The 26047-nt window shown below is 71.0% G+C and carries 28 protein-coding genes and 1 tRNA gene; 17 read left to right on the top strand and 12 right to left on the bottom strand.

The genetic code is table 11. The features are described 5' to 3' along the window. Window positions 1–31: 31 nt before the first annotated feature. The 5 genes from H4W80_RS22190 (at window position 32) to H4W80_RS22170 (ending at window position 3669) form a co-directional block, all read left to right on the top strand. Window positions 32–721 carry a TetR/AcrR family transcriptional regulator gene (locus H4W80_RS22190; protein ID WP_318786997.1) on the top strand — a complete coding sequence of 230 codons (690 nt, stop codon included), beginning with the start codon at window positions 32–34 and terminating at the stop codon, window positions 719–721. A 67-nt stretch (window positions 722–788) separates the two neighbouring features. Further along, window positions 789–1151, top strand: a complete 363-nt coding sequence (locus H4W80_RS22185; RefSeq protein WP_192786852.1) for a hypothetical protein — start codon at window positions 789–791, stop codon at window positions 1149–1151. Then, complete coding sequence (locus H4W80_RS22180) at window positions 1148–1528, top strand: hypothetical protein (RefSeq protein WP_192786851.1); 381 nt, start codon at window positions 1148–1150, stop codon at window positions 1526–1528. Before H4W80_RS22185 ends, H4W80_RS22180 begins: the two co-directional genes overlap by 4 nt. An 84-nt stretch (window positions 1529–1612) precedes the next feature. Further along, window positions 1613–2842 carry a CynX/NimT family MFS transporter gene (locus H4W80_RS22175; RefSeq protein ID WP_192786850.1) on the top strand — a complete coding sequence of 410 codons (1230 nt, stop codon included), beginning with the start codon at window positions 1613–1615 and terminating at the stop codon, window positions 2840–2842. Further along, window positions 2839–3669 carry an alanyl-tRNA editing protein gene (locus H4W80_RS22170; RefSeq protein WP_192786849.1) on the top strand — a complete coding sequence of 277 codons (831 nt, stop codon included), beginning with the start codon at window positions 2839–2841 and terminating at the stop codon, window positions 3667–3669. The genes H4W80_RS22175 and H4W80_RS22170 overlap by 4 nt, the downstream gene beginning before the upstream one ends. Before the next feature lie 60 nt (window positions 3670–3729). Here H4W80_RS22170 and H4W80_RS22165 read toward each other — a convergent pair whose 3' ends face one another. Continuing rightward, window positions 3730–4467, bottom strand: a complete 738-nt coding sequence (locus H4W80_RS22165; RefSeq protein WP_192786848.1) for a dienelactone hydrolase family protein — start codon at window positions 4465–4467, stop codon at window positions 3730–3732. A 6-nt stretch (window positions 4468–4473) separates the two neighbouring features. Between H4W80_RS22165 and H4W80_RS22160 the strand changes: the two genes are divergently transcribed. From H4W80_RS22160 to H4W80_RS63710, 3 genes are read left to right on the top strand one after another with little or no spacing between them, the layout of a single operon-like run. Further along, on the top strand, window positions 4474–4641 hold the full coding sequence (locus tag H4W80_RS22160; protein WP_192786847.1) for a hypothetical protein: 168 nt from the start codon (window positions 4474–4476) through the stop codon (window positions 4639–4641). Between the two features lie 54 nt (window positions 4642–4695). Continuing rightward, a complete protein-coding gene (locus tag H4W80_RS22155; protein WP_192786846.1) occupies window positions 4696–4911 on the top strand; it encodes a helix-turn-helix domain-containing protein in 216 nt (71 codons plus the stop codon). A 4-nt stretch (window positions 4912–4915) separates the two neighbouring features. Then, on the top strand, window positions 4916–5446 hold the full coding sequence (locus tag H4W80_RS63710) for a Clp protease N-terminal domain-containing protein (protein WP_192786845.1): 531 nt from the start codon (window positions 4916–4918) through the stop codon (window positions 5444–5446). Between the two features lie 11 nt (window positions 5447–5457). On the opposite strand, the gene H4W80_RS22145 is transcribed toward H4W80_RS63710, so the two are convergent. Beyond that, window positions 5458–6348 (bottom strand): RNA polymerase sigma-70 factor, encoded by an 891-nt coding sequence (locus H4W80_RS22145; protein WP_192786844.1) that lies wholly within the window; start codon window positions 6346–6348, stop codon window positions 5458–5460. A 75-nt stretch (window positions 6349–6423) separates the two neighbouring features. Between H4W80_RS22145 and H4W80_RS22140 the strand changes: the two genes are divergently transcribed. The 3 genes from H4W80_RS22140 to H4W80_RS22130 all read left to right on the top strand — a co-directional run bounded on the left by H4W80_RS22140 (window position 6424) and on the right by H4W80_RS22130 (window position 8496). Next, window positions 6424–6496 (top strand) — tRNA-Ala (locus H4W80_RS22140). 246 nt (window positions 6497–6742) lie between these two features. Further along, the gene (locus H4W80_RS22135) at window positions 6743–7306 is read left to right on the top strand and encodes a DinB family protein (RefSeq protein WP_192786843.1); all 564 of its coding nucleotides are present in this window, start codon (window positions 6743–6745) and stop codon (window positions 7304–7306) included. 323 nt (window positions 7307–7629) lie between these two features. Further along, window positions 7630–8496, top strand: a complete 867-nt coding sequence (locus tag H4W80_RS22130) for a methyltransferase (RefSeq protein WP_192786842.1) — start codon at window positions 7630–7632, stop codon at window positions 8494–8496. On the opposite strand, the gene H4W80_RS22125 is transcribed toward H4W80_RS22130, so the two are convergent. The 3 genes from H4W80_RS22125 to H4W80_RS22115 all read right to left on the bottom strand — a co-directional run bounded on the left by H4W80_RS22125 (window position 8411) and on the right by H4W80_RS22115 (window position 10786). After that, a complete protein-coding gene (locus tag H4W80_RS22125) occupies window positions 8411–9634 on the bottom strand; it encodes a DHA2 family efflux MFS transporter permease subunit (RefSeq protein WP_318786996.1) in 1224 nt (407 codons plus the stop codon). The genes H4W80_RS22130 and H4W80_RS22125 overlap by 86 nt on opposite strands. Window positions 9635–9684: 50 nt before the next feature. Beyond that, complete coding sequence (locus H4W80_RS22120) at window positions 9685–9963, bottom strand: hypothetical protein (protein WP_192794446.1); 279 nt, start codon at window positions 9961–9963, stop codon at window positions 9685–9687. A gap of 253 nt (window positions 9964–10216) precedes the next feature. Continuing rightward, complete coding sequence (locus tag H4W80_RS22115) at window positions 10217–10786, bottom strand: TetR/AcrR family transcriptional regulator (RefSeq protein ID WP_192786841.1); 570 nt, start codon at window positions 10784–10786, stop codon at window positions 10217–10219. Between the two features lie 90 nt (window positions 10787–10876). Here H4W80_RS22115 and H4W80_RS22110 point away from each other — a divergent pair, with 90 nt between their 5' ends. Continuing rightward, the gene (locus H4W80_RS22110; RefSeq protein WP_192786840.1) at window positions 10877–11866 is read left to right on the top strand and encodes a ketopantoate reductase family protein; all 990 of its coding nucleotides are present in this window, start codon (window positions 10877–10879) and stop codon (window positions 11864–11866) included. Window positions 11867–12984: 1118 nt separating this feature from the next. On the opposite strand, the gene H4W80_RS22105 is transcribed toward H4W80_RS22110, so the two are convergent. Continuing rightward, window positions 12985–13917: a hypothetical protein gene (locus H4W80_RS22105; RefSeq protein WP_192786839.1), complete on the bottom strand. Its 933-nt coding sequence runs from the start codon at window positions 13915–13917 to the stop codon at window positions 12985–12987. Between the two features lie 131 nt (window positions 13918–14048). Here H4W80_RS22105 and H4W80_RS22100 point away from each other — a divergent pair, with 131 nt between their 5' ends. Together H4W80_RS22100 and H4W80_RS22095 are read left to right on the top strand one after the other, a co-directional pair. Beyond that, window positions 14049–14561: a SigE family RNA polymerase sigma factor gene (locus H4W80_RS22100; protein ID WP_192786838.1), complete on the top strand. Its 513-nt coding sequence runs from the start codon at window positions 14049–14051 to the stop codon at window positions 14559–14561. Further along, window positions 14548–15294: a hypothetical protein gene (locus H4W80_RS22095; RefSeq protein WP_192786837.1), complete on the top strand. Its 747-nt coding sequence runs from the start codon at window positions 14548–14550 to the stop codon at window positions 15292–15294. The genes H4W80_RS22100 and H4W80_RS22095 overlap by 14 nt, the downstream gene beginning before the upstream one ends. Window positions 15295–15303: 9 nt before the next feature. Here the strand turns inward: H4W80_RS22095 and H4W80_RS22090 are convergent, their stop codons facing one another. Further along, entirely contained in the window at window positions 15304–16404 is a 1101-nt protein-coding gene (locus H4W80_RS22090; RefSeq protein WP_318786995.1) for an SGNH/GDSL hydrolase family protein, read from the bottom strand. 180 nt (window positions 16405–16584) lie between these two features. On the opposite strand from H4W80_RS22090, the gene H4W80_RS22085 reads away from it, so the two are divergent. Further along, entirely contained in the window at window positions 16585–17019 is a 435-nt protein-coding gene (locus tag H4W80_RS22085) for a GNAT family N-acetyltransferase (protein ID WP_318786994.1), read from the top strand. Between the two features lie 9 nt (window positions 17020–17028). On the opposite strand, the gene H4W80_RS22080 is transcribed toward H4W80_RS22085, so the two are convergent. Continuing rightward, the gene (locus H4W80_RS22080; RefSeq protein ID WP_192786836.1) at window positions 17029–17418 is read right to left on the bottom strand and encodes a VOC family protein; all 390 of its coding nucleotides are present in this window, start codon (window positions 17416–17418) and stop codon (window positions 17029–17031) included. 90 nt (window positions 17419–17508) lie between these two features. Between H4W80_RS22080 and H4W80_RS22075 the strand changes: the two genes are divergently transcribed. Beyond that, window positions 17509–18453, top strand: coding sequence for a helix-turn-helix transcriptional regulator (locus H4W80_RS22075; protein WP_192786835.1), 945 nt, complete (start codon window positions 17509–17511; stop codon window positions 18451–18453). A gap of 4 nt (window positions 18454–18457) precedes the next feature. Here the strand turns inward: H4W80_RS22075 and H4W80_RS22070 are convergent, their stop codons facing one another. The 3 genes from H4W80_RS22070 to pdxR all read right to left on the bottom strand — a co-directional run bounded on the left by H4W80_RS22070 (window position 18458) and on the right by pdxR (window position 21745). Next, window positions 18458–19921 (bottom strand): pyridoxal-dependent decarboxylase, encoded by a 1464-nt coding sequence (locus H4W80_RS22070; protein WP_225963596.1) that lies wholly within the window; start codon window positions 19919–19921, stop codon window positions 18458–18460. Window positions 19922–20023: 102 nt separating this feature from the next. Next, on the bottom strand, window positions 20024–20227 hold the full coding sequence (locus H4W80_RS22065) for a DUF4236 domain-containing protein (RefSeq protein ID WP_192786834.1): 204 nt from the start codon (window positions 20225–20227) through the stop codon (window positions 20024–20026). Between the two features lie 51 nt (window positions 20228–20278). Continuing rightward, a complete protein-coding gene (gene pdxR, locus H4W80_RS22060) occupies window positions 20279–21745 on the bottom strand; it encodes a MocR-like pyridoxine biosynthesis transcription factor PdxR (RefSeq protein WP_192786833.1) in 1467 nt (488 codons plus the stop codon). Window positions 21746–21823: 78 nt separating this feature from the next. Between pdxR and H4W80_RS22055 the strand changes: the two genes are divergently transcribed. Next, entirely contained in the window at window positions 21824–22573 is a 750-nt protein-coding gene (locus tag H4W80_RS22055) for a metallophosphoesterase (protein WP_192786832.1), read from the top strand. A gap of 40 nt (window positions 22574–22613) precedes the next feature. Here the strand turns inward: H4W80_RS22055 and H4W80_RS22050 are convergent, their stop codons facing one another. Beyond that, window positions 22614–26012 carry an alpha-L-arabinofuranosidase C-terminal domain-containing protein gene (locus H4W80_RS22050; RefSeq protein ID WP_192786831.1) on the bottom strand — a complete coding sequence of 1133 codons (3399 nt, stop codon included), beginning with the start codon at window positions 26010–26012 and terminating at the stop codon, window positions 22614–22616. Between the last annotated feature and the right edge of the window lie 35 nt (window positions 26013–26047).

The following is a 26047-nucleotide window of genomic DNA, read 5'->3' as shown; positions in this document are numbered from 1 at the left end:
AGCACTTTCGTACGGTGTCTAGGATCTGGGCGTGAGCTCGATCTGGTCCCGTCCCACGCCACCCCGCCGCCCGGTGCTGACCCGGGAGGCCATCGTGGCCGCCGCCATCGCCGTCGCCGACGCCGAAGGGCTGGCCGCCGTCTCGATCCGGCGGGTGGCCGCCGAGCTGGACGCGCGGGCGATGACGCTGTACTCGTACATCGAGCGCAAGGAGGACCTGCTCGCGCTGATGCTCGACGAGGTCAGCGCCGAGGTGCTCGTCGAGGAGCCGCTGCCGTCCTCCTGGCGCGAGGCGCTGCTGCTGATGGCGCGGCGGGAGCGCGAGCTGGTGCTGCGGCATCCGTGGCGGGTGGAGCTGATCTCGCAGCGGGTGGCAGTGGGGCCCAACGCGCTGCGGCACGTGGAGCAGAAGCTGGCCGCCTTCGACGGGCTGGGGCTCGACCAGTTGACCCGGTGGCGGTTCCTGGCCGTGTTCAACGACTACATGACCGGGTTCGTGGTGCGGGAGGCGCAGGAGCGCGGGGCGCCGCGCTCGGAGGGGATCAACGAGGCGGAGCGGGCGGCCGTGGCGGAGCCGTACATCAAGGAGCTGGTCGAGAGCGGGGAGTTCCCGCGGCTGGCGCCGATGATCGAGCAGGGGGTGCGCGGGGCGGACGACAACTTCGAACGCGGCCTCAACTGGGTCCTCGACGGCATCGAACGCGCCGTCCCGGAGCGGTAGCGCCGCCTTCGCCTTCCAGGTGCCGCGAAATGGGGACCGGGGCGCCCTGGGGATAGCCTTAGCCCCGATGAACACCGTCATCTCCACGATCGTCATCGTCGCCTCGCTGCTGCTCATGCTGGCGAGCCTGATCGTCGCGATCCGCAACCGGCCGATGGGCATGGTGCTGCTGGTCGGGTTCGCCGTGCTCGAGGTGGCCGTGCTGGTGCAGGCGGGCTTCGTGATCGCGGCGGTGGCCGGAGGGCAGGGGCCCGCCGACAAGGTCACGCTCTTCGGCTACGTCGGGGGCCAGGTGGTGATCCCGCCCGCCGGGGTGTTCCTGGCGCTGGCGGAGCGGAGCAGGTGGGGGGCGGCGATCCTCGTCGTGGCGGGGTTCGCGATCGCGGTGATGACGGGGCGGATGCTGCAGATCTGGGCGGGGGGCGCGTGACCGCCTCCATCAGCACCGGGCCCGGACGTGCCCTGATCGCGGTCTACGGGCTGTTCTCGCTGGCGGCCGGGGCTCGCGCGGCGGTGCAGATCGCGTCCAAGTTCGACCAGGCGCCGCTGGCGTACTCGCTGTCGGCCCTCGCGGCCGCCGTCTACATCGCCCTCACCGTCGCACTCTGGCGCGGGGCGCGGCTGCTCGCGCTGGTGGGGCTGGGGATCGAGCTGGCCGGGGTGCTGATCATCGGCACGCTCAGCGTCCTCGACCCGGCCGCCTTTCCCGACGAGACGGTGTGGTCGGCGTACGGGAAGGGGTACGTGTTCATCCCGCTCGTGCTCCCGGTGGTGGGCCTCTACTGGGTGCTACGCCACAAACGCTGACACAGCCAGGAATAAATGGATATTTCGGTCCTGTTAAGATGGCGATTCGTCCTATGACTTGATGAGTGGAGGACCGCCCCCGAAATGAGCGTGCTGACCCAAGAGGCACGAGGCCGAACCACCGGATCCCTCGCCTGGCTCCTCGTACTCGGAATCGTCCTCGCCGCACTCAACCTGCGCACCGCCGTCACCAGCGTCGGCCCGCTCCTCGACCAGCTGACCGGCGCGCTGGGCATGACGAGCGTCGGCACCGGCCTGCTCACCACCCTGCCCGTCCTCGCCTTCGCCAGCGTCGGCGCGATCACGCCCACCCTGGCCAGGCGCGTCGGCGAGCACCGCCTGCTCCTGCTCGCCCTCGTCACGCTGGGCGTCGGCATGCTGGTCAGGTCGCTCGTCGGCTCCGCCCCGGTGTTCCTGCTGAGCAGCGCCGTGGCGCTGTCCGGTGGCGCGGTCGGCAACGTGCTCATCCCCACGCTGATCAAGCGCCACTTCCCGGCCCGCACCGGGATCATGACCACCGTCTACACCACGGCCCTGGCGGTCGGCACCATGCTGGCCGCCGCCGCGACCGTGCCGATCGAGCGCGCGTCGGGCGACTGGCACATCGCGCTCGGCGTGTGGGCGGCCCTGGCCGCCGTCGCCGCCATTCCGTGGCTTGCGCTTCTGCGCAGTGAGCCGGAGCGGGACGCGGGCAGCCGGGACGCGGGCCTCCGCCGCCTCCTCGGCAGCAAGCTGGCGTGGATGATCGCGGTCTACTTCGGCACCCAGTCGATGATCGCGTACATGATGTTCGGCTGGCTCGCCACCATCCTCACCGACAGCGGTTTCAGCACGTCGGAGGCCGGGGCGATCCTCGGCGTGTTCACCGCGCTGAACATCCCGGTCTCGATCGTCGTGCCCGTGGTCGCCTCCCGCTTCCGTGACCAGCGTCCCGCCGTGGTCGGGCTCGTCGCGTTCTACGCGGCCGGGTTCCTGGGGCTGTGGGCCGGGCCGGCCGACCTGGCGCTGCTCTGGGTGACGCTGGTGGCGGTGGGCATGGGGTCGTTCCCGCTGGCGCTGATGATGCTGGCCCTGCGCACCCGTACGCCGGAGGCCACGGCCGCGCTGTCGGCGTTCGGGCAGAGTGCGGGATATCTCATCGCCGGCGCCGGTCCGCTGCTGGTCGGCGTGCTGCGCGACGTGACCGGCGGGTGGACGCTGCCGTACACGCTGATCTTCGTGGTGCTCGTCGTGCAGCTGTTCACCGGCCTGTACGCGGGCCGCAACCGCTACCTGGAGGACGAGCAGGCGGTGCCTGCGAGAATGACGCGATGAGATCCACCGTCGTCACCTTCCCTGACGGCCGGGCCGCCGGCCGTTCCGAGATCGTCGGGGCCGTGCCGGTGGGGGACCGGCACGGTCTCGTCGTCGCCGAGACGCCGTTCCACCCCCTTGACCACACCTGGCCCGACCAGCCCGCAGACCGGGGCACGATCGGAGGTCTGCCGGTCGTCGACTGCGTGACAGGGGCCCAGTCGAGCACCGGCGAGGTCTTCGTCGGCGACGCCATCCCGGTGCGGCGCGGCACGGAGGGCTGGGAGTGGCTGGTCGTCCACGTCACCGAGACGCCGCTGCCCGTCGGGGCGGAGGTCGAGCTCGAGGTGGACGCCGGTTTCCGGGCGGCGCTCTCGGCGGGCCACACCGCCTGCCACCTGGCCGCGCTCGCCGTGAACGCGGCCCTGGCCGGCCACTGGCGCAAGGAGGCCACCCCCGACCCGCTCGGGCACCCCGACTTCGACCAGGCGGCGATCGTGTCGTCGCGGATCGAGCCGCACGGCAGCGTCGACGTCTACCGCCTGGGCAAGTCGTTGCGCAAGAAGGGGTTCTCCGCCGAGGGCCTGGACTTCGGGAAGGTCGCCCAGCAGGCGAACGAGCAGCTCGCGGCCTGGGTGGCGGCCGGCGCGCCGGTCCGGCTGGATGTCCCGGGGCCGGGGCTGACCGCCCGCCGCACGTGGCACTGCTCGCTCCCGGAGGGCGAGGCGTCCATCCCGTGCGGCGGCACCCACGTGGGGAGCACGGCCGAGCTGGGACGGGTCGAGGTCGCGTTCTCGCTGGAAGAGGCCACCCTGACCATGCGCACCACCTGCGGCGGCCCGAGCTAGCCGGCCCGAGCTAGCCGGCCCGAGCTAGCCGGCCCGAGCTAGCCGGCCCGAGCTAGCCGGTCAGTGGCTCGCCAGGAAGGCGAGCACCCGCTTCCAGGCGTTCTCGCAGGCGGCGGCGTGCTCGGCGTGGGCGGCGTCGAAGAAGCCGTGCGGCGCGCCCGGGTAGGTCACGATCTCGTGCTCCACCCCAGCCGCCGTGAGCGCCTGGTCGAACTCCGCGACAGCCTCGGCCGGGATCCCCTCGTCCGCCCCGCCGAAGAGCCCGAGGATCGGCGCCCCCAGCTCCGCCGCGTGCTGCGTCGGGCCGGGACCGTACGGCCCCGCGATCCCCGGCGCCCCGTAGAACCCGATCACCCCCGCGAACCCGAACCTGGGATCCGAGGCGAAGAACGCGTTGCGCCCGCCCATGCAGAACCCGAGCGCCACGGCCGGGCCGCCCAGGTGGTCGGCCGCGGCCCGCAGGTCGGACTGGATGCCCTCCCTGGTCAGTTTGCCGACGTGCGCCATAAGCGAGAACGACTCGCCCCGGTCGTCGTCGGTGGCGGTCCTGCCGTAGTAGTCGATGGCGACGGCCGGATGGCCCTGCTCCGCCAGCCGTACGGCCAGCTGCTTGTAGAACTCGTGGAGCCCGCGCAGGTCGGGCAGGATCACCACGCCCGGACCCCGGACCTCGTCGGGATGGGCCTCGTACGCGGCGAAGGACGTGCCGTCGGAGGAGGTCAGGCGGATGGCGGCGGCTCGGGTGCCGGTGATGGGCGGCTGGAGGCGTGGCGGTGCGGCGTCGTCGTCGTAACACATAGTGCCGTGAAGTTACCAAAGCCCCACACCTCGGCCCAGATCGCGCGGCTCGAACGCATCTCCGCCCAGGCCGTCGGCACCGTCCTCACCGGGCTGCACCGGCGGGGCATGGTGGAGCGCGAGCGGCTGGCCGCGGCGCTGCCCGTCCTCGTCGTCCTGGCCGAGCGGCTCTGATCATTGTGTCAGCATGTGTTGACAAGCGGGTGCTTGTCAGCACATGCTGACACCATGGAAGTCACCGAGCTGGCCGAGGCGGCCGGCGATCGCGATCCCGGAGTGGGGCTGGCGGCCGTGGCCGCGCTCAGGGCCCTGCTGGAGGAGCTGGAGGCGACGCACGTGTCGAACGCCCGCGCCCAGGGCTGGTCGTGGGAGCAGATCGCCGACGCGCTGGGGGTTCGGCGGCAGTCGGCTCATCGCAAGCATGCTCGCAGGACGGGGAGGTAGCCGCGTGTTCGCCAGGTTCACCGAAGGGGCCCGCAGGGCCGTGGTCAAGGCCGGGATACTCGCGCTCGACGCGGGCCGCCCCGCGCTCGACGCCGAGGTGCTGCTGCTGGGGGTGGCCGAGGTCCGGCCGTTCTCGCTGGCGGCGTTCACCGCCTCCGAGGCCGACGTGCGGGCGCGGGTGGACGTGGGCGACGCGCGGTCGCTGCTGGCCACGTTGGGGATCGACCTCGACGCCGTCCACCGCCGCACCAGGGCGGGCCTGGACGCGCCCGGGCTGTGGAGCCTGCGGCGGTCCCGGGTGCGGCCGCTGCGGGTGACCTTGTACGGGCCGCTGGGGGAGATCCCGCTGGCCATGCACTCCAGGAAGGCGATCGAGGTCGCCATGTGGCGCCCCGGGCCGGTGACGGGCGAGGACCTGCTGTGGGGCCTGCTCGCCGACCAGGCGAACGGCGCCGCCGCGATCCTCCGGGACGCCGGGGTGGACCTGGCCGCGCTGATCCGCGAGGCCCGCGTCCCCACCCGGCGCACGGCCTGATCACGGCGGCGTCAGACGGGCTCCAGGTGCGCGATCTTCTCGGGGTTCGCGATGAGGTAGATCGTGTCGATCTTGCCGTCCGAGATCAGCAGCGAGGCGACCGTGATCACCCGTCCACCCGCGGAGATGACCATCGCGGGGGCGTTGTTCATGGTCGCCAGCCCGAAGGACAGGTCGGAGATCCCCGCCATGCCGATCGAGGTCATGAAGGCCGCGATGTTGGCGGGGGTGCTGATCGACAGCAGCCAGCGGCTGACGTTGTCGGCGCCGGTGATGACCCGCAGCGCGGCCCTGGCCTTGCCGCCGCCGTCGCTGACCATCGTGACCCCGCTCGCGAACAGCTCGATCAGCCCGTCGAGGTCGCCCTCGGCGGAGGCGCTGATGAACCGCTCGGTGATCCGCCGCCGCTCCTGCCTGTCCACGTCGAACCGGGGCCGCCTGTCCCGCACGTGGTCCCGCGCCCGCCGCGCGAGCTGCCTGGTCGCCGGCTCGGCCCGCCCGATGATCTCGGCGATCTCGGTGAACGGCAGGTCGAACGCCTCCCGCAGCACGAACACGGCCCGTTCGAGCGGCGACAGCGTCTCCAGCACCAGGAGCAGCGCCAGCTCCACCGACTCGGCCAGCTCGGCGTGCTCGGCGACGTCGGGCGTCGTGCTGACGGGCTCGGGCAGCCACGGTCCCACGTACGACTCCCGCCGCGACTTCGCCCACCGCAGCCGATCGATGGCCAGCCGCGAGGTCACCCTCACCAGATACGCCTTGGGATCGCCGACGGCCGCCTCGTCCACCCCCGACCAGCGCAACCACGCCTCCTGCACGACGTCCTCGGCGTCGGCGACACTGCCCAGGATCCGGTACGCGACGCCGGTCAGCAGGCTTCGGTGGTCTTCAAAGGTCGGCATGAAACCATAGACGTACCACAGGGCCCTCGGTGTGACACAGGGGCTCCCGATCTCCGATACACTTGGTGATCGCAAGGGGCTATAGCGCAGTTGGTAGCGCGCCTCCATGGCATGGAGGAGGTCTGGGGTTCGAATCCCCATAGCTCCACCGAGGGTCGTTCTAGAAACGGCTCGACTGAGGTTGACGGGATCCCGTCTGATCATCGAGATCAGGCGGGATCTTGTCGTTTCATGTTCTCACCGAACTTTGAGTGACGGGTGGCGGTGGGGGAGTTCGCGAGCGCGTACACGGACCCAGCTCTTGGTGGCTACGAGCGGGGCCTTTACCGGGCCGGAGTCGTCCTGCGGCCACCAGGCCGGCGCGCTCTGCTCGACGGGTTTGTAGTGTGCGGCGATGACAAGAAGCGAGCGGCTCGCGGAGCAGCTGGACCGGCACTGGCGTAAGAACCTGCGGCCGCGGCTGGACGGTCTCACCGATGAGGAGTACTTCTGGGAGCCGGTGCGCGGCTGCTGGAGCATCCGCCCACGTGGCACGTCGGCCGCACCGATGTCGGCAGGTTCGGGGGAGTGGACGATGGACTCCGCGTCCCCTGACCCGGTGCCGGCACCGGTGACCACGATTGCCTGGCGGCTGGCGCACATCATCGTCTCGTGCCTGGGCTATCGGGTCGGATGGCACTTCGGCGGCCAGGACTTCGACGGCCGGACATTCGCCTACGCGGGGACCGCTGTCGAGGCGCTGAAGCAGCTCGATGAGATGTATGGGAGATGGAACGCGGGGGTCCGCGAGCTCTCGGACGCTGACCTGGAGAATCCGCCCACGGTGGGTCCCGAGCGGTTTCCCATGGAGGGCATCGTCCTGCACGTCAACCGGGAGCTGATCCATCACGGCGCCGAGATCTCCCTGCTGCGCGACCTCTACCGCTGGCAGGACGGAGCCGAACCGCACCGAATATGACTTTCCGGTAACCGGCGATCGAGGGCGACCGGCGCGCCCACCTCCGGACCCTGGATGCCCGCGGCCGCCGACCTCTGTCCCGTCACCGGGCGCCTGTCCTACCCCCCGCGCCGAGCACCTGTTCAAGACCGCCACTGTCCACCTGGACCCGCACCGGCAAGGGTGGACGCCGCACCAGCCCCGCCACAGCGCGCTGCGACATCTTGCCGAAGCCGGACGCACCGCACCTGAGCCGCAGGCCGAGCTTTACCAGTCCTGGAGGCCGTCTGGTTTCATTCCATGTCGCGCTGACACAGCACGCGGAAGGTCGTGAGGATGTAGGCATGAGTTCATCGCAACCCCTCGCCGACCCCGGGTCTGCCCCGGACCACCGCTACTTGCTCGACAACGCCCGGGTGGAGGCGGGCGAGCGGTTCACCTGGCTGGCCGAGCTGTTCGACGGTGTCACACGGGGGCACTTCGACCGGCTCGGAGTGAAGGCGGGCTGGCGCTGCTGGGAAGTCGGTGCCGGAGGCCCCAGCATTCCCGAGGCACTCGCCACCGCCGTCGGACCAACCGGTTACGTGCTGGCCACGGACATCAATCCGGCCTGGTTGGACCCGCACGGCGGGTACGAGGTGCTCCGGCACGACATCGTCGCGGACCCGCCGCCGCAGCCAGGCACGTTCGACCTGGTACACGCCCGGCTCGTGCTCGTCCACGTCCCCGACCGTGCCCGGGCGCTGGCGACGATGGTGGCGGCGCTGCGCCCCGGTGGCCGGCTGTTGGTCGAGGACGCCGATACCGAGCTGCAGCCGCTGGCCTGCCTCGACGAGGTCGGCCCGGCACAGCAGCGCGCCAACCGGCTGCGGCGCGCGGTCCGGGAGTTGATGACCCGCCGCGGCGCCGACCTGCGCTACGGCCGTACGCTGCCGCGGGCGTTGCGTGCGGCCGGCCTGGTCGATGTCGCGGCGGCCGGCTGCTTCCCGGTCGGCGGGGTGGCCTGCGACCGGCTGGAGACCGCGACGGTGCGCATGGTCCGCGCCGAGTTGCTCGCCGCTGGGCTGGCCGACGACGCCGAGATCGACGCGCACCTGGCCGCCGTCGATGCCGGCGAGCTCGACCTCACCCTCGCGCCGCTGATCTCGGCATGGGGACGCCGCCCGGGACAGCCCGCGGTGTCCGGGCCGCGGTCATCCACAGGCCGGTGAACACGGCGCAGGCCAGCGTCACGGCACCCGCCGCGAGGAAGGCGCTGTTGAGGCCGGATTCGATGCCGACGACCGCCAGCCACCACACGTTCCCGTAGCCGGTATCGGCGTGGACGAAGCCCAGCGCCAGCAGCCCCAGCCCGGCCAGCGCCAGGCCGATGCCGACCACGACGCGGAAGCCGTACCTGGCCGCGAGCCGGCCGGCGTACGGGCTGACGATCACCATGGCCAGCGAGGTGGGCAGGGTCCGCAGCCCGGCGACCAGGATCGAAGTGCCCTGGACGTGGACGAAGAACTGGGAGAAGAAGAACGACGACCCCATCAGCGCGAACCCGACCACGACCATCGCCGTGTTGGACACCGTGAACAGCCGCTGGTGGAACAGCCGGAGCGGCAGCATCGGCGTCGACGCACGACCCTCGACCACGACGAACGCGGCCAGGAGCACCAGTCCGGCGGCGAAGCTGCCCAGGATCACCGGCGAGGTCCAGCCTCGGGAACCGCCCTCGATCAGGCCGTAGGTCACGGCGCCCACGCCCGCGACGGACAGGACCGTGCCGGGGACGTCGATCGGCGGTGCGCTCGGGTTGCGGGACTCGCCCAGGACACGCAGACCGGCCAGCAGCAGGACCGCCCCGATGGGCACGTTGACCAGGAAGATGGCGGGCCAGCCGAAGGACTCCACCAGGATCCCGCCTGCCAGCGGTCCGGCGGCCAGGCCGATGCCGCTGAACCCGGCCCACAACCCGATCGCTCTGACGCGCTCACTCGGGGCGGGATACGCGGCGGCGAGCAACGCCAGCGAGGCGGGGCTCAGCGCCGCGGCCCCGACGCCCTGCAGCACCCGCCCGGCGATCAGCCAGCCGATCGAGGGCGCGAGCGAACACACCACCGACGCGGCCGTGAACACCACCACCCCGGCCAGGAACACCCGCCTGCGGCCGAACCGGTCGGCGAAGACGCCGCCCGACAGCAGCAGCATGGCCACCAGCAGCACGTAGGCGTCGACGATCCACTGCAGGCCGGTCAGCCCGGTGTGGAGCCGCTGCTGCATGTCGGGCAGGGCGGCGCCGACGATCGTGTTGTCGAGCAGCACCATGAACTGACCTGCGCAGGTCAGGGTGAGCAACGCTTTCACGCGAATCCCTCTTCAAGCAGTTGATCACTGGTCTCAGCTGTTGAACGCGGTCAATGGCGTGCGGGATCTTCTCCATGCTCGGCCACTGGTTCGCGCCTGCCTCGCCGGCCTGGGCGACCAGCGGTTCTGGCGCACCGGCCTGAACTCCTGGCAGCCACGGGCCGCTGGGAGTGATCGCCTGCAACGGACACCCGTACACAGATCGCGTTGATCACCTTGTCGTCCCGCTCGATGCGGGCGATCGCCTCGTCGGCCAGTTCCGCCGAGGTCACTTCACCGGCACGCATGGCGGCCGGGAGTTCTTCGGCCGGTCGAAAAGTCGATTCCATGAATGTGCACCCTAATGGCCTGCCGCAGGTGCTCGAAAAGCCGAAAAAATTGCTTCCGAGATGTCGCGTCCCAGGTCAGTGGGGTTAGCGGTGGGGAGGACATGAAATGGCGATCCGCACAATGAGATAGATGTCTCCATGCTCATCGGTGCGTGGCCATAATGAGCGGGATTTGTCCAGTAGCGGAATAACTCTTTTGAAATCTTCGCGTGACGGGCCTTGGGCGGGTGAGACGACCTCGTGTCGCACCTTGTCATAGCGGGCGGCGCAGCCCGTCCAGCACGAGGGTGATGACGTCGTCGGCCTCGGCCCGCCAACCGGGGCGGTCATGAGCCGCGCTGATGCCGTGCAGTGCCATCATGACGGCACCGGCATCCACGTCGTCGCGGACGGCGCCGTCCTTCACGGCGGCGGCCACCAGGCCGGTGACAGCCTGCTCCAGCGCCTGGCTGCCCTCGGCGAGGGCGCCCGAGCCGGTGGCCATGAGCGTGGCCAGCGTCCGGGCCAGGCCCTTGTGGGCATCTATGTGGTCGACCATGCCGCGTAGGAAGGTCGCCAAGGCCTCCGCCGCGGGCAGGGTGGCCTGTAGCCGGCGGGCGCGGTCGCACAGCGTGGCGACTTCCCCGTGGTAGACCGCCTCGGCCAGTGCTTCCCGGGTGGGGAAGTGGCGGTACAGCGTGCCGGTGCCCACTCCGGCCAGGCGGGCGAAGTCGTCGAAGCGCAGGTCGAAGAAATCGCCGGCGTCGAAGAGCTCTCGTGCCTTGGCGATCAGGGCATCGCGGTTGCGTTGGGCGTCGGCCCGCAGCGGCTTGTCGGCGGTCATGCGCTACCTCGCGTTGACAACTGGAGATGACCTCCATATCTTCGAAAGTGGAGATAGTCTCCAAATCGATCGTACCCCACGAGGTGCAGCGTGAAGATCCTGATGTTCGGCCGAGGCGTGATCGCCACCATCTACGGCTGGGTTCTGCAACAGGCCGGACATGACGTCGAGTTCTACGTCCGGCCGGGTCGCGCGGCGACGTACGGGGACGCGGTGGACCTCGACCTGTTCGATACGCGGCGCCGGGTGTGGGGGCAGCGCGTCGCCGAGAAGTGGCCGGTGCGCTACCGCGAGGCGCTGGAGCCGGACCACGACTTCGACCTGATCGTGCTCAGCGTGCCCCACCATCGCCTCGCGGAGGCGACGGCCTTCCTGGCCCCGCGTGCCGGCCAGGCCACGGTGCTGATCTTCGGCAACCTCTGGACCGAGCCGCTCGCCGCCATCGGCGCACTCCCCGCCGACCAGATCGCCTGGGGCTTTCCCCAGGCCGGTGGCGGTTTCGGCGCGGACGGCGTGCTCCACGGGGCGCTGCTGCCGTCGGTCGTCTTCGGCACACTCGGCCAGCCCCCGACCGACCGGGAACGGGCCGTGCGCCAGGCGTTTCGCGAGGCCGGGCTCCGGATCAAGGAGCGGCCTGACTTCCGCGGCTGGCTGTGGGTCCATTTCGCGTCGGATGCCGGCATGTTCTCGCAGGGCCTGCGGCTGGGATCCCTGTCCCAACTGGCCGGGGCAACGGGCGACCTGCGCGAGGCGCTGCTGGCCGGCCGCGAGCTGCTGCCGCTGCTCAAGGCGCGCGGCGTTGACCTGCGACGGCACCGGGGCGGTGTGCTGCCGTTCCGGGCGCCCACCTGGCTGACGGCACCCGTGCTCGCCTGGCTGACCGCTCATGTCGCGCCCGCGCGCGTGAGCCTCACGGCGCACTCCGACCCCGACGCCGAGGAGCCGCGCGAGGTCTGCCGGGACACTCTGGCCGAAGCACGACGGCTGGGCATCTCGGTACCACGACTGGAAGCGGCGGAACCGCACTTCGCCCGTGAGGGGACGGGTCGAGTCCTGTTCTCTCGGGTCAGAGCGAGATGATCTTTTCTGTCGGGTGAGGCGCGGATATGGGACACGGCGCCTGCCCTCAAGATCCAAGCGCTCTGGCGGGCGTTCATCACCCAGGCGGAGAAAGCCGGCAGGGACTGTCGGCAGGGCCTGGATCATGGCGACACCGACCTCTTCACCGCGTTCATGAGCGAAGTCGCCGAGGCGGAGAAAGCCCTCCTGGCCGTGTCGGATCGGGTCGCCCACGCGGCACAGGCCGCCGCCGTCCAGGCGAACCCGACGCCGCCGAGCCGGCGAATGGCGGAATCGCGGAAGCTCATGGAGCGTTTCCCGGATAGAAGCCGTGGATCCAGAGCGTGTCCCGTATCGCTCGCTCCACGATCTTGAAAGGGCGCTCATGACAGCCGACCAGCCGGACACCTGCCCGACGTGCCAAGGCGTGGTCCCCGCCGCGCACCCCGCTGCCTACACTGCCGCCCGTGGACGGCTGATCGTCGCCAACGGGTTCTGCCCAGGCCACGTCCCTGCCGCGGCGCGCGATTCCGGAGACCAGGGGCCGACCGAGAACGCCGCGTTCTCGCATCGGTCGGCGCCTGCGGTGTCTGCTTCAGCATCCGCGCGGTGATCTGCGCGCTCGGTTCCGGCGGACATTTGTCTCCTCAGGTAGGCCCGACGTTCGCCGGGCCGGGTAGATGCGATCTTCGAACCACGTGGTGTCGTCGGCATCTGCCTTGATCGCATCGTTCTTGGTGCGATGGGTCGTCATTCTCGGCCGTCGTTGTGCACGGCGTACAGGTCGACGTTCAGGGCTTGCCGGACGGTGGATGTCACCTGCTTCTTGTTCAGGCGTCCGGAGTCCCCAGCCGGTGTCATCGCCGTCTCCGGGAGTCCACGACAGTCCGCTGATCGCGCGGCGAGTCGCGGGAGATCCTCTCCAGGGCGTAGATCGCGCCGACCCTCCCCTCCAGCGTGTTCGAGCCGATCTGCTCGATGGCCCGCGTGTGACGCTCGGTGATCTGGCCTTCCTGCGTGGCGTCGAGCGAGCGCGCGGTGTAGAACAGCCCCGCCGCCGTGAACAGTCCTTGAAGCCGGCAAAGGCCCGAAGGCGCGAAGGCCCGTCCGGACGGGCCTTCGCGCCTGTTCCGTCCGCCCTACGGCAGGGCGGGCACGGCCGGCTCGGCGTTGGTCCAGCCGGCCTCGAGCACGGTCTGGCTCATGGTCTTGTTCGGGAACACCTTGCCGTCCTTCAGGGTCGTCTGGTTCTGGGACAGCAGGAGCATCGTGCCGGTGTCGACGACCAGGTCGGTCGTGACCTTGATCGCGTCGTCCTTCTGACCGGTCTGCTGATGGTCGATCGAGATGGCCGCGCCGGTTCTGCCGGCGCCGTCCACGGACTTTCCGCGCGAGCTGACGCCGGGCATCGTCAGCAGGGCCTGGTAGGCCGCGGCGCGGACCTCCTTCGGCGCCGGGAGATCGTGGAGCAGCGAGGGCAGCGCCGAGGTGACGTTCCTGTCCACGGCGCTCGCCGGCGCCCGTGAGACCCGCGCGGCCTGTGTGAGCCAGGACTTCAACGCGTCCGGGTTCGCGGGCAGCCGCTGGACCTCGTCGTACGTCAGCCGCTGCCCGGCCAGGAAGTACGTGTTGTCACCCCGTACGGGGGTGACGTGGCCCTTGGCGGGCTTGGTGGACAACGACACGGTCTGGCCGTTGGCGGTGCGGGTCCACTTGGTGGGGGAGCCGTCGCGGCGCCAGGCCGCGCGGTCCGCCGCGCTCTGCGGGTACGCCCCCGCCTCCCGCGATCCGACCCAGCGTCTGCCGTCGGGCGCGGTCCATTCCTCGATGAGCGTCTGCTGGACCACCGAGTAGAGGTTCGCCCCGCTGCCGACCTGACGGTGCTCGGGGCGCTTCAACAGCACTCTCGTATGCCAGTACGCACCCTCCGGCGGAGCCGACGCGGCGGCCGTGAGCCGGGCCTCCGGCGCCTTGGCGAGGCTTGGCAGACCCAGCAGTGCGGCGGTGCCCACGGCGGCCAGGCCGGCCCCGAGGGCGATCAGCGGCCGGGCCGGTGCGGTCGCGCGCTTCATGTGCTTCCTCCAGAAATCCGATTCGATGTCCCCCAATACGCCTGGGCGCCGCGAAAAGGTTGCCCGCGGTGCCTGGCAACTGTTCGGAGCGGCCGAGGCGTATTAGGGGGCGTGAAATTGGACAGACAGCCGTGAGCGGCGCGGACCATGACTTCGGCGCGTTCGTGGCCGCAAGGGCCACGACCCTGTTGCGGGTCGCCTATCTCGCCTGCGGAGACGAGGCGGAGGCGGAGGACCTGCTGCAGACGGCGCTGGAGCGTACGTACAGGAACTGGGACCGGGTGCGGCGCGACACCGTCGAGCCTTATGTGCGCCGCGTCATCATCAACACCGCCATCAGCCGGGCCCGGCGCCGGGCGATCCTGAACATCATCCCGATGCGCGTGCCGCCGGAGAGAGCGGCGCGCTCGACCGACGTCGACCTGCGTCACGTGCTCATGGACGCGCTGCGCGGCCTGCCTCCCCGGCAGCGCGCGGTGGTCGTCCTGCGGTACTGGGAGGACCTCAGCGAGACGCAGACCGCGGAGGTGCTCGGCTGCACGCTCGGCACCGTGAAGAGCCAGGCGTCGAAGGCGATGGCGAAGCTGCGTACCGCACTCGGCGAGGAAGCCGTGAAAGGAGTGATCGGGAATGCCCATGCTTGAGGACCAGCTCCGCCAGATCATGGCGGAGGAGACCGCGCGGCTGCACGCCGCTCCCGACCTCGTGGAGCGGGTCGTCCGCTCCTCGCGGCGGAAGAGGACCCGGAGCCGGATCGCGACGGTGGCCACGTCGCTGGCCGTGGCCGCGGCGATCCCCCTCTACCTGACGGCGGCCCCGGGCGCCGTGCAGACGTCCGTCGTCTCCGGGACGCCGGATCCATCCGCCTCCGAGACGCTGGGTCCGCCCGCCATCGACGACACCCCGGCCCCGCCCTCCGAGCCCCCGAGTCTCGGGGACCTGGGTGACGGAAGGGCGTTCAAGCACGTCAGGGTGGGTTACCTGCCCGACGGCCTGCGGTGGTCCCAGCGGTCTTACGACTTCGGCGACAGGTACACGACCTCGTGGAACTACGACGGCGACAAGAACGGCTTCTACTGCGTCCAGATCTACGTGTACGAGGGCGAGGCCGTCCAGGAGATCGACGACCGCGTGCAGGAGCGCCGCGACGAGGGAGAGGGCGAGGAGGTGACCGTCGGCGACCGGACCGGGTACGCGGTCGTCGAAGGGGTCGGCGAGGACGGCACGAAGGGCACCCCCACGCTCTTCCTGAACATGGGTGAGCAGCGCAGGGCCGAGATCATGTTCAGCCCGGTGTACGCGAAGAAGTTCCGCGGCGCCAAGGCCGTCAACCGTGAGCTCATCAAGATCGCCGAAGGGCTCACCGCCGACGACTAGGGGGCCGAGCTACCAGCGCAGCGGGAGGGTGGCGATGAACTCGCCGAGCCGGTCGGCGATGATCCGGTGGTCGTGGACGGACGGGTGCCAGTGGCAGCCGAGGTAGTCGAGGCCGGATTCGCTGTAGTACCAGTAACGGATCCGGTCGTCGCCCCTGGCGTTGCGCTCCTGGACGATCTGCTGCGCGGTCTGGGCGAACACGGTGGTGTTGGACATGTACGTGGCGCTGACCACGATGGTGGTGCGGGGGCCGTACCGGGCCCGGAGCTTGTCGAGGAAGCCCTGGTATGCGGTGCGATACGCGGCCACCAGAGTGTCCGGCGTCCACGGTTCGCCCGGGTTGATGGCGGTGGAGAAGTCGTTGATGCCCAGGCCGATCACGACCAGCTGGGGATGCCAGGTGCCCGGGTTCTGCCAGACGTCCCCTTCGACGTTCAGCAGGGCCCGGTCGTAGTAGGTGCGGAAGTCGGTGCCGGGGTCGCTGCCGTTGTAGTTGCGCACCATGCCGCGGCCGGAGAAGGCGTTGAGCTGGTAGTCGGCGTTGAGGCGGCGCGCGGTGAGCGCGCCGAAGCTGAGGTTGGCGTCGGTGGTGCGGGCGACCTTGTCGGCGGTGCAGTCGCGGCTGTCGGAGCGGTTGCCGTAGCCGACGGTGTAGGAGTCGCCGATGAACTCGATCTGCCGGTGGCGCGCGGCGGGCCTGCCGAGGATCGCGCCGCCGGGGGCGGCGACGAAGCCGCCGAAGGCGCTGGTGGCCCACGGGCTCTCGGTGCGTTTGACCAGCCGTACGCGGTGCGTGCCCCGGGTCAGGCCGTTGACCCAGTACGTGGTCCGGCCCGGGGTCACCAGGGTGGCGACGGTCGAGCCGTCGACCTCGACCTCGTAGTCGTTGTCGGAGTCGTCGAGGACGATCCCGACACCGGTGCCGCGGAAGCGGCCCTCGAAGTAGACGCCGGGCCAGCTGTATTCGAGAGAGTCCCCGCCGGCCTTGACGCGTCCGGCGGTGTGCACCTTGGCGAGGGCGCCGGACGAGGGGGTCGCGCTCGCGACGCCGGGCAGCACCAGGGCGCCCGTCAATGCGGCCAGGACCACGGTCACACGCACAGTTCGCACAGCTTCTCCTTTGCGGCTGGGCGATTGTAACGAGCGCCTGCCCGGACGCCGCAAGATCTGATTCCACCTCCTGTGCGCCGACCTGGGCTTTTGCCGCTGACCCAGTGAAAAAAGCCTGAAACTAACCGCCTGTCCTGAATAGGCTGGAGAGCGCTGACTTTATACAGGGGAGTCCCATAAGTGGTGAGCATCGCTCAGGAGACGTCGTTCGACGAGGCCGAGATCTTCCAGCTGTACGACTCGGTGGGCTGGCAGCCCTGGACCCGCGACATCGCCAGGGTGTGCCGGAGCCTGGTGAACTCGCACCTCGTCCTCGTCGCCAGGGACGAGGACGGCCGGCTGCTCGGCCTGGCCCGGACGGTCTCCGACGACGAGCTGGTCTGCTACGTGCAGGAGCTTCTCGTCGACAAGAGGTTCCACGGCCAGGGGATCGGGCGGCAGTTGCTGGAGCGCCTGAAGGAGCGCTATGCGCACTGCCGCTACTTCATGCTGACCACCGACCACGAGTCGACCCCCGAGGGGGCCGCCAACCACGCCTTCTACCGGCGGATGGGCCTGATCGAGCACCACGAGCAGGGGTTGTCGGCCTTCGGGCTGAGGGTCGGCAACTCCTGAGCGGGGCCGTCACCTGGCGAGCATGTCCAGGTAGTGCTGGTTGTACATGACGCCGAGGACGTTGCCGAACGGGTCGATCACGGACGCGGTGACGAACCCCTCGCCGTGCTTCCTGATCGCCTGGTGCTCCTTGGCCCCCAGCGCGATGAGCCGGTCGAGGGCGGCCTCCAGGTCGTCCACGTGCCAGTAGGTGATCGAGCCCGCGGGCCCGTCGGTCGCGCCCGCCGGGGCGTAGCGGGCATCGATGATGCCCAGCTCGTGCTGGTGGTCGTCGACGCGGAACTCGATGTAGCCCGGCACCTGGTAGTAGGGCTCGAGACCGAGCAGCTCGGTGTACCAGGTCTTGGCCGCCTCGAGGTCGGCTGCGTAGAAGCTGATCGTGGCGAATCCGCGGAGCATCTGGGTGGTCCTTCCTTCCGGGTGATGTCTATGATTCTTCCGGTCAAAGTGCTCATCCAATGAGCACTTTTCCGAGGAGAATTTCCTGCCATGCGAGCCGATCGACTTGTGGCCGTCCTGCTGCTCATGCAGTCGCGCGGCCGGGTGACCGCGGCCGAGCTGGCCGCGGAGCTGGAAGTGTCCGTGGCCACCGCGCGCCGGGACCTCGAAGCGCTGTCCGCGGCGGGCGTGCCGGTGTATCCGCAGGCCGGGCGCGGGGGCGGCTGGTCCCTGCTGGGCGGCGCCAGGACCGACCTCAGCGGCCTGACCGCCGGTGAGGCCGAGGCGCTGTTCCTGCTGGCCGGTCCGGCCGCGGCCGCCACGCCCGAGGTCAAGTCCGCGCTGCGCAAGCTGGTGCGGGCCCTGCCCCAGACGTTCAGGGACGACGCCGAGGCCGCCGCCGACGTCGTGGTGATCGACCCCACCGGCTGGGGCGAGCGCGACCCCGACCGGCCCGAGCTGGTGCGGGTCCTGCAGAGCGCCACCGTGCGACGCCGCAAGGTCAGGATCGGGTACGAGGGCCGCTCCGGCGAGCGTACGCACCGGCTCGTCGACCCCTGGGGCCTGGTGGACAAGGACGACATCTGGTATCTGATCGCCGGCACCGAGGCCGGGCAGCGCACGTTCCGGGTGGACCGGATCGCCGAGGCCGAGGTGACGGAACTGGCCTTCGAGCGGCCGGAGGGGTTCGTGCTGTCGGAGGCGTGGGGAAAGGTCGTGGACGCGATGGAGCGGCGGCGCTCGCTGCTGTCCGCGACCCTGCTCATCGCCGAGCGGTTCCTGCCGGTGCTGCGCCACCAGTTCGGGCGCCACTGCGAGGTCGAGCGCGTCGAGGAGGACGGGCGGGTCAGGGCCCGCGTGGCGGCGCCGATGGCGTTGTCGATCGCCGAGCAGCTGGCCGGATGGGGCGCGACGGTGGAGGTCGTGGAGCCGGAGGAGGTCAAAGCCGAGCTGGCCAGGATCGGGTCCGAGCTCGTGGAGCGCTACCGCGCCTGAGCCGTCAGGGGAGCGTGGCCGACAGGGCCGCGTGTTCCCAGCGGATCCGCTCCCACGCCTGCTCCACGTGCCGCCGCTCCGTCGCCACGCCGCCGATGGCCATCCGCAGCACCACCCGGTCACCGACCCTGGTGTGCGTCATGTACATGGAGCCGCCCGCGTTGAGCAGCTCCAGCAGCCGCATCGTGACCCGGTCCGCCTCGTCCGCCGCCAGTCCCGGCCACACCGGGCGGAAGCACACGAGCCCGAGCGGATGCGGCTCGCGCACCTCGAAGCCGGGATCCGCGGAGATCCACGACGCCAGCTCCTGCGCCAGCGCCACGCCCTTGCGAATGTGCGCGCGCAGCCCCTCGGCCCCGTACCAGCGGATCACCGACCACAGCTTCAACGCCCTGAAGCGCCTGCCCAGCGGCACCTGCCAGTCCCGGTAGTCGACGACGGAGCCGGTCGCGGTGGCCGGGTTCCTGAGGAACTCGGGCATGACCGACAGCGCGTCGAGCAGCGGGGCGCGGTCGGCCGTCCAGAGCACGGTGCAGTCGAAGTTGGTCAGCAGCCATTTGTGCGGGTTCGTGGAGTAGGAGTCGGCGTACTCGGCCACGCCCTCGTTCAACCACCGCAGCTCGGGGCAGATCGCCGCGACCCCGGCGTAGGCCGCGTCCACGTGCAGCCAGATCCCGCGTTCGCGGCACACCGCGCCGATCGCGGGCACCGGGTCGACGGCGGTGGTGGAGGTGGTGCCGACGGTGGCGCACACCAGGGCAGGCACGGCGCCGTCCGCCTCGTCCCGGTCCAGCAGGGCCCGCAGGTGGCCGGGGTCCATGGCCAGAGTACGGGGATCGACGTCCACCACCCGTACGCCCGCCGCCCCCAGCCCCGTGATCCGCGCCGCCCGCTCCAGCGAGGAGTGCGTCTGGGACGACACGTAGATCGTGTACCTCCGGGTGACGCCGTCGGAGGCGACCCGGCCGCCGCTCGCCCGGTGCAGCGCGGCCAGCAGGGCGACCAGGCAGGCGCTCGACGCCGAGTCCTGGATGACCCCGCCGCCCGCCCGGTCCGTACGGAAATGCTCCGGCAGGCCGAGCAGCCCGGCCAGCCAGTCGACCACCACCGTCTCCAGCTCCGTGCACGCCGGGCTGGTCACCCAGAGCATGCCCTGCACGCCGAGCCCGCCGGACAGCAGGTCACCCAGGACGGCCGGGCCGCTGGCGTTGGAGGGGAAGTAGGCGAAGAAACCGGGATGCTGCCAGTGCGTGATGCCGGGCAGCAGGATCCGCCCCAGATCCGACAGCACGGCCTCGAACGGCTCGCCGTGCTCGGGCGCCTCGGGCGGCAGCGCGCGGCGGATGTCACCCGGCCTCACCTGGGACATCACGGGATGGGACTCGATGCCGGCGAGATAGTCCGCGATCCAGTCGACGACCTGCCTGCCGTGGCGGCGGAACTCCTCGGGGCTCATGTGACCGCTCATTCGCCCACTCTGATCGCCTGGCGGCCGTCGGGAAAGGGGACGGGCCGGAGGCTTTCCCGCCTCCGGCCCGTCTATGTCGAGCGGTCGATCGACCGCCTTGGGTCAGTAATGTCCGTGGTGGCGCCGGCCGCCGAACGACTTGCCGACGTGGAAGCCGCCGGGCAGACGCACGGAGACGTGGCGGCGGCCGTCGGGAGTGGTCGTGACGTGGAAGCGGCGGTTGCCGAAGCTGTGGCCGACGCCGCGACGTGACAGGTCGATCCGGAACGGGCCCACCTTGATGGTCTTGCGGTAGTGCCAGCCCATGTCCCTCCTTCGCCGTTCGTGCGCTCATCCTGACAACGGACGGGGCCGCCGTCAGGTTCCGGCGAGTGCTCCGGCCAGGGCTTCGAGGGCGCGCGGGTAGGCGCGTTCGGACGGGGCGGCGTACCCGACGAGCAGGCCGCCGGGGCCGTCGCCGCGCCAGAGCGGGGAGGCGGCGCGCAGCGCGATGCCCCTGCGCTCGCACTCGGCCAGCAGCTCCCCTTCCGCCGGGCCCGCCTCCGGGAGCAGGAGGAGCGCGCGCAGCCCGGCGGCCACCCCGGGCAGGGCGACGCCGGGCAGCGGCTGGCCGGGCCCGGGGCCGAGCCGGGCGAGCAGCAGCTCGCGGCGGCGGCGGTAGCGCAGGCGGGCGGCGCGGATGTGGCGGTCGTAGTCGTGGGTCTCGATCAGCCTCGCCAGCACGAGCTGGCCGAGCACCTCGGTGTGGGCGTCGGCGTGCAGCTTGGCCTCGGCCACGGGGCCGATCAGGGAGGGCGGCACCGCCATCCAGCCCAGGCGCAGGGCCGGGGCGAGGGCCTCGGAGGTGGTGCCGACGTACACGACCCGATCGGGCGCGGTCCCCTGGAACGCGCCGACCGGCTGCCGGTCGTAGCGGAACTCCCCGTCGTAGTCGTCCTCCACGACGAGCCCGCCCCACTCGCGCAGCGCGCGGCGGCGGGCGGGGTGCAGGGGGACGCCCGTGGGGTACTGGTGCGCGGGCGTGACGACGGCCGCCGCGGTGGCGCCGGTGAGCGTGTCCACCTGGGCGCCCAGCCCGTCCACGGGCAGCGGTACGGTCTGGCGCCCGGCCCGGCGCAGCACCTCGCGGTAGAAGTCGTGCCCCGGCTCCTCGGTGGCGATCGGGCCGTCGACCACCTGGACGATCAGGTTGAGCGCCTGGACGAACCCCGTCGTGACCACGATCAGGTCCGGCGTGGTGAGCACCCCGCGCGTCCTGGCGAGGTAGCCGGCCAGCGCCGCCCGCAGCTCGATCCGGCCGCGCGGGTCGCACGGGCCGAGGACCTCGGCGGGCGCGGTGGAGAGCACGTGCCGGGTGGCCCGCAACCAGGCCCGCGCCGGAAACGCCGACAGGTCGGGCTGCCCCGGCCGCAGGTCATGCAGCGGCGTCGTGGAGGGCCCGGCCGGCAGCCGCAGGTCATACGGCGGCGTCTTGGAGGGCCCGGCCGGCAGCCGCAGGTCATACGGCGGCGCCGGAGGAGGCTCGGAGGACAGCCGTGGATCGGATGGCGTCGCGGGGGACACGTCGGCGACCTCGGTGGCCGAGCCCGGGCGGGTGGCCAGGTAGCCCTCGGCGACGAGCTGGTCGTAGGCCGCGCTCACCGTGCCGCGCGACAGCCCCAGCTCCGCCGCCAGCGACCGCGTCGAAGGCAGCCGCGTGCCGCGCGGCAGCCGCCCGTCCCGCACCGCCCGCCGCAGCGCCTCCTCCAGCCCGCGCCGCCGCCCGCCGCCGGCGGCGACCTCCAGATGCAGGTCCACTCCGGAACCGGCCCAATCTTTGCGCACGTAACCGGATCTTACGTATGGTCCGGTACCCGGGCCTACGGTAGGTGAGCAGGCAGAACCCGGAAGGACGACGTCAACATGATCGTGATCGCTCACCTGAGCGACATCCACATCGGCGCGACGCCCCAGAGCGCCGACCGTGCCACCTCCGTCATGCGCTACCTCGACGCGCTCCCCGCCGACCTCGACGCCGTGCTCGTCACCGGCGACATCGCCGACCACGGGCTCCCCGAGGAGTACGAGGAGGCGCGCAAGCTGCTCTCCTCCCGCCACCCCGTCCTGGTCGGCCCGGGCAACCACGACGTGCGCGAGCAGTTCCGCCGCGTCCTGCTGGGTGACCCGCGCGGCGGCGAGGGGCCGATCAACCAGGTCCTGCGCACGGACAGGGCCGTCTACGCCATGTGCGACTCCTCCATCCCCGGCGAAGACGCGGGGCACCTGGACGGCGAGACGCTGGCCTGGCTGGACGACGTGCTCGCGGGCGCGGACCGGCCGGTGTTCGTGGCCTTCCACCACCCGCCGGCCCTGCTGCACAGCCCGGTGATCGACGGCATCCGGCTGCACCGGCCCGAGCCTCTGGAAGAGCTGCTCGGGCGGCATCCGGGCGTGCCCGCCGTGCTGGTCGGCCACGCCCACACGGGCGCCGTCACCACCTTCGCCGGCCGCCCGCTGCTGGCCGCCCCCGGCGTGGTGTCCACGCTGAAGCTGCCGTGGGAGGGCGGCACGTCGTTCGCCAACTGCGTGGACTACGACCTCCCGCCGGCGGTCGCGTTCCACGTGCTCGACGACACGGGCCGGATGACCACGCACTACCGGGTCGTCGCGTAGCCGCGGGGCGGGCCTCCAGGCGGAGGCCCGCCCCGCGCCGTCATCGCTCGGTCAGCCGCACGAACGTCACCGAGTGCGCGGGGAAGTCGTAGGTGAAGGCCGAGGAGAAGCCGCGCACCTGCCGCTCCACGGGCGCCACCCGCTCCGGCTCGGACAGGGAGTTCGTGTCGGAGGGCGAGCCGGTCAGCGTGGTCACCGTGGCGACCGGCCGGAACCGCGCCGAGCCGAGGTCCACGCTGCCGCGTACGGAGGTGTCCCGCACGTTGACGACCTTGAGCGTCACGGACTTCCCGTCCCTGGACACCACCTGGTAGAGCGGCTCCACGACGGCGTCGTCCACGAAGTCGTTGATCTTCTGCCCGTCCAGCCAGGTCGTGATCCGCCGCCCGCTGACCTGGATCTTGATCTGGTAGTCGCGGCCGGTCTCGATCGTGGTGGCGGAGGTGGCGATCGAGGACTTGGCGCCGTTGGTGGCCTTCTCGACGGCGGACTGGGTGTTGCCCCAGCCGCCGAGGTTCCACCAGTAGAAGTCGCCGGTGCCCTTGACCCCGAACATGATCAGGAAGCCCTCGGCCCCGGCGGTCTTCCTGGCGGTGACCTCCATCGTGTAGTTCGACCAGTCGGCCGAGCCCGCCGTGGACCTGGCGTCCGTCACCTGGGCGGTCTGCGCGTAGGCGCCGTCCTGCACGGCCCAGGTCCCCAGGCCGGGGGTCCACTTGCCGGCTCCGGCCGAGAAGTCGTCCGCCAGCAGCGTGGTCCCGTCGGCCGCGGTGACCTTCACGTCGTCGTACCGGACGGCGGTGTTCCACGCGCCGAGCCCCACCGCGCCGCCGATGTCCTCGACCGCGCCGCCCTCGCCCGTGAAGGTGCTGGGCAGCACCCGGTCGCCGACATTGGTCGAGAACAGCCGCTGCACGTAGTAGTTCGGCGAGCCGTAGACCTGGTCGTTGTCGAACCAGATGAGGTCCGGCGTCCAGTCCACGTAGTCCACGTTGGCCAGCAGCGGCGCGTACGAGGCCAGCCGTACGACGTCGGAGTTGCGCTCCAGGCCCGTCATGTACGACGCCTCCGCCAGCGCGTTGTGCCACGTGTTGCCGCGCGAGGCGTACTCGCCCACGAACACCTTCGGCCCGGTGCGGTCATAGGCGTCGTAGCGGTGGTTGTTGGTCAGGAACCACTCCGGGCTGTTGTAGTAGTGCTCGTCGACGAGGTCGGCCTTCTGGTCGCGGGCGAACTGCCACATCCGGTCGAACCAGGCGCCCTGCGACGTCTGCCCCGAGTTACTGATGATCTTGATGTCCGGATACTTGGCCCTGATGGCATCCGCGAACTTCGGGTAGTTCGCGAAGAACTCGGGGTAGATCTCCTCGTTCCCGAGGCCGATGTACTCCAGCCCGAACGGCCTCGGATGCCCGAGCCTGGCCCGCTTCCCGCCCCACTCCGAGGTGACCGGCCCGTTGGCGAACTCGATCAGGTCGAGCGTGTCCTGCACCCAGCGGGCCAGCTTGGCCTCGTCGGTCAGCGGCCGGTTCTCGCCGCACCCGTTCACGCCCACCGACAGCACCGGCAGCGCCCGCGCCCCGATGTCCTCGGCGAACTGGAAGTACTCGTAGTAGCCGAGGCCGTAGGACTGGTTGTAGCCCCAGAAGTTGTAGTTGGTCGGCCGCTCCTCGACCGGGCCGATCGTCTCCTTCCACTGGTAGATGCGCCGCCGGTCCTGGTTGTCCGAGTACGGGTCGTACGTGCCGACGTTCGTCACGCACCCGCCGGGGAAGCGCAGGAACCTGGGCTTCAGCTCGGCGATCATCCTGGCCAGGTCGGTCCGCATGCCGTGCCCCTTGAACGTGTCGCGCGGGAACAGCGACACCATGTCCAGGTCGGTCCGGCCGCCCGGCGCCAGCACCACCAGCCGCCCCGCGTCCGTCGTCCCCGAGGCCGTGAACGACGCGGTGTACTTCGCCCAGCCGCCGGCCTTCACCCGCAGCGTGGCCGTGCCGAGGACGGTGGAGCCGTTCTCCACCGAGACCGTCAGCGGTCCCGCCGCCGCGCGCCTGGCCCAGAGGGACACGTCGTACCGCTTGCCCTGCTTCACGGGGATGCCGCGGTTGAACCCGGCGTTGCTCGCGCCCGCGCTGCCGTCACCGGTCACGTCGAGCCGCAGGTAGTTGCGGTTGTTGGCGTTCAGCGGCTGGTCGGTGCCGATCGCGAGGGCGGCGGTGGCGCCGCGTTCGGCCTTGGACCACGCGGTCAGGCCCGTGTAGGAGGGCTCGTCCACGCTGTTGAACTCGAACGAGCGGTTCTGCACCAGCTCGGCGTAGAGCCCGCCGTCGGCGGCGTGGTTGATGTCCTCGTAGAAGACCCCGTAGAGGTCGGGGCTGACCTCGGTGCCCTTGGCCCCGGTGTCCACGGTCAGCTTGCCCGAGCTGTAGCCCTCGACCCTGAACTTCGTGATCGCGCTCCCCGTGACCAGGGCGCCGTCGCCGACGGAGACGTTCTGGCCGCCGGAGGAGAGCACGACCTTGCCGCCGCCCGCGTCCTTGAGCCGGAAGACCGACGCGGTCCCGCCCAGCCGCACCTTGCCGGCGGCGACCCGCAGGAACTCGCCGCTCGCCACGTCCTTCAGTGTCACGCCGTCGCCGGCGGCCGTGGCCGTGAGGGCCAGGCTGGTCATCCCCGCCTTCGCCGACGCCCGCACCACCCCCGACGGGCCCGCCGACAGGTACGGCAGCGAGCCGGAGCGCAGCGTGAACGCCCCGGACGGCACCACCGGTTCACCCTCGCTCGCCTTGATCGCGATGTAGTCGAACACCGCCGTCACCGACGTGCCGTTCTGTGCCGACAGCGCGAACAGGCCGAGCTGTTTGACGTCCAGCTTCGCGCTCACCTTGGCCGCCTGCACCCAGGACGAGCCGTCCCAGTACGAGGAGACGAATTCGTCCCCGGTCCTGGCCAGCTTGACGATCTCGCCGGTCGAGCCGGGCCGGGCCGCGAAGCTCGCGTTGAACGAGGCCCCGACCTCGGTGTCCGTCTCGATCACCGGCCCGCCCGCGGACCCGACGTGGGCGAGCCCGGCGCGTACGTAGTTGTCCCAGTCCTGCCAGGCCAGCAGGCCCGCGCTCTGGTAGTCCAGCGCGACCGGGGCGCTCAGCTTGGTGACCACTTCGAAGTCGCCGGCCGGGACGTCCACGAGGAAGAGGTTCCTGGCGGTGTTGGTGCCCTGGTAGGTGTCGCCGGTCAGGCTCTCCACGCGCAGCGCGCCGCCCGACAGCGACCAGCGGGAGCTGTCCGGCGACAGCACCGCCCAGTCCTCGCCGAGCGTGGTGCCGTCGAACTGGTCGACCACGGCGCCGTCCGGGATCGGCTCCGCGAGCGAGGCCGCCGGCGGTGGCGCCACCAGCGAGGCCGCCAGGAGCAGGGCGGATAAGACGGTTCGCGTCATGAGTGGGGGGCTCCTCAAGGTTGTTAGCGTTAACA

Source organism: Nonomuraea angiospora, assembly GCF_014873145.1.
Taxonomy (GTDB): Bacteria; Actinomycetota; Actinomycetes; order Streptosporangiales; family Streptosporangiaceae; genus Nonomuraea; species Nonomuraea angiospora.
This window is presented reverse-complemented; position numbering and strand designations above follow the sequence as displayed.

Bases quoted from the DNA above. Each gene is read 5' to 3' on its own strand.
- H4W80_RS22120 (WP_192794446.1), bottom strand. From the start codon at position 9,963: ATGGAATCGACTTTTCGACCGGCCGAAGAACTCCCGGCCGCCATGCGT.
- H4W80_RS22075 (WP_192786835.1), top strand. From the start codon at position 17,509: ATGCGAGCCGATCGACTTGTGGCCGTCCTGCTGCTCATGCAGTCGCGC.
- H4W80_RS22065 (WP_192786834.1), bottom strand. From the start codon at position 20,227: ATGGGCTGGCACTACCGCAAGACCATCAAGGTGGGCCCGTTCCGGATC.
- H4W80_RS22185 (WP_192786852.1), top strand. From the start codon at position 789: ATGAACACCGTCATCTCCACGATCGTCATCGTCGCCTCGCTGCTGCTC.
- H4W80_RS22135 (WP_192786843.1), top strand. From the start codon at position 6,743: ATGACAAGAAGCGAGCGGCTCGCGGAGCAGCTGGACCGGCACTGGCGT.
- H4W80_RS22130 (WP_192786842.1), top strand. From the start codon at position 7,630: ATGAGTTCATCGCAACCCCTCGCCGACCCCGGGTCTGCCCCGGACCAC.
- H4W80_RS22095 (WP_192786837.1), top strand. From the start codon at position 14,548: ATGCCCATGCTTGAGGACCAGCTCCGCCAGATCATGGCGGAGGAGACC.
- H4W80_RS22170 (WP_192786849.1), top strand. From the start codon at position 2,839: ATGAGATCCACCGTCGTCACCTTCCCTGACGGCCGGGCCGCCGGCCGT.
- H4W80_RS22070 (WP_225963596.1), bottom strand. From the start codon at position 19,921: ATGAGCGGTCACATGAGCCCCGAGGAGTTCCGCCGCCACGGCAGGCAG.
- H4W80_RS22080 (WP_192786836.1), bottom strand. From the start codon at position 17,418: ATGCTCCGCGGATTCGCCACGATCAGCTTCTACGCAGCCGACCTCGAG.
- H4W80_RS22145 (WP_192786844.1), bottom strand. From the start codon at position 6,348: ATGCCGACCTTTGAAGACCACCGAAGCCTGCTGACCGGCGTCGCGTAC.
- H4W80_RS22055 (WP_192786832.1), top strand. From the start codon at position 21,824: ATGATCGTGATCGCTCACCTGAGCGACATCCACATCGGCGCGACGCCC.
- H4W80_RS22050 (WP_192786831.1), bottom strand. From the start codon at position 26,012: ATGACGCGAACCGTCTTATCCGCCCTGCTCCTGGCGGCCTCGCTGGTG.
- H4W80_RS22175 (WP_192786850.1), top strand. From the start codon at position 1,613: ATGAGCGTGCTGACCCAAGAGGCACGAGGCCGAACCACCGGATCCCTC.
- H4W80_RS22155 (WP_192786846.1), top strand. From the start codon at position 4,696: ATGGAAGTCACCGAGCTGGCCGAGGCGGCCGGCGATCGCGATCCCGGA.
- H4W80_RS22165 (WP_192786848.1), bottom strand. From the start codon at position 4,467: ATGTGTTACGACGACGACGCCGCACCGCCACGCCTCCAGCCGCCCATC.
- H4W80_RS22105 (WP_192786839.1), bottom strand. From the start codon at position 13,917: ATGAAGCGCGCGACCGCACCGGCCCGGCCGCTGATCGCCCTCGGGGCC.
- H4W80_RS22115 (WP_192786841.1), bottom strand. From the start codon at position 10,786: ATGACCGCCGACAAGCCGCTGCGGGCCGACGCCCAACGCAACCGCGAT.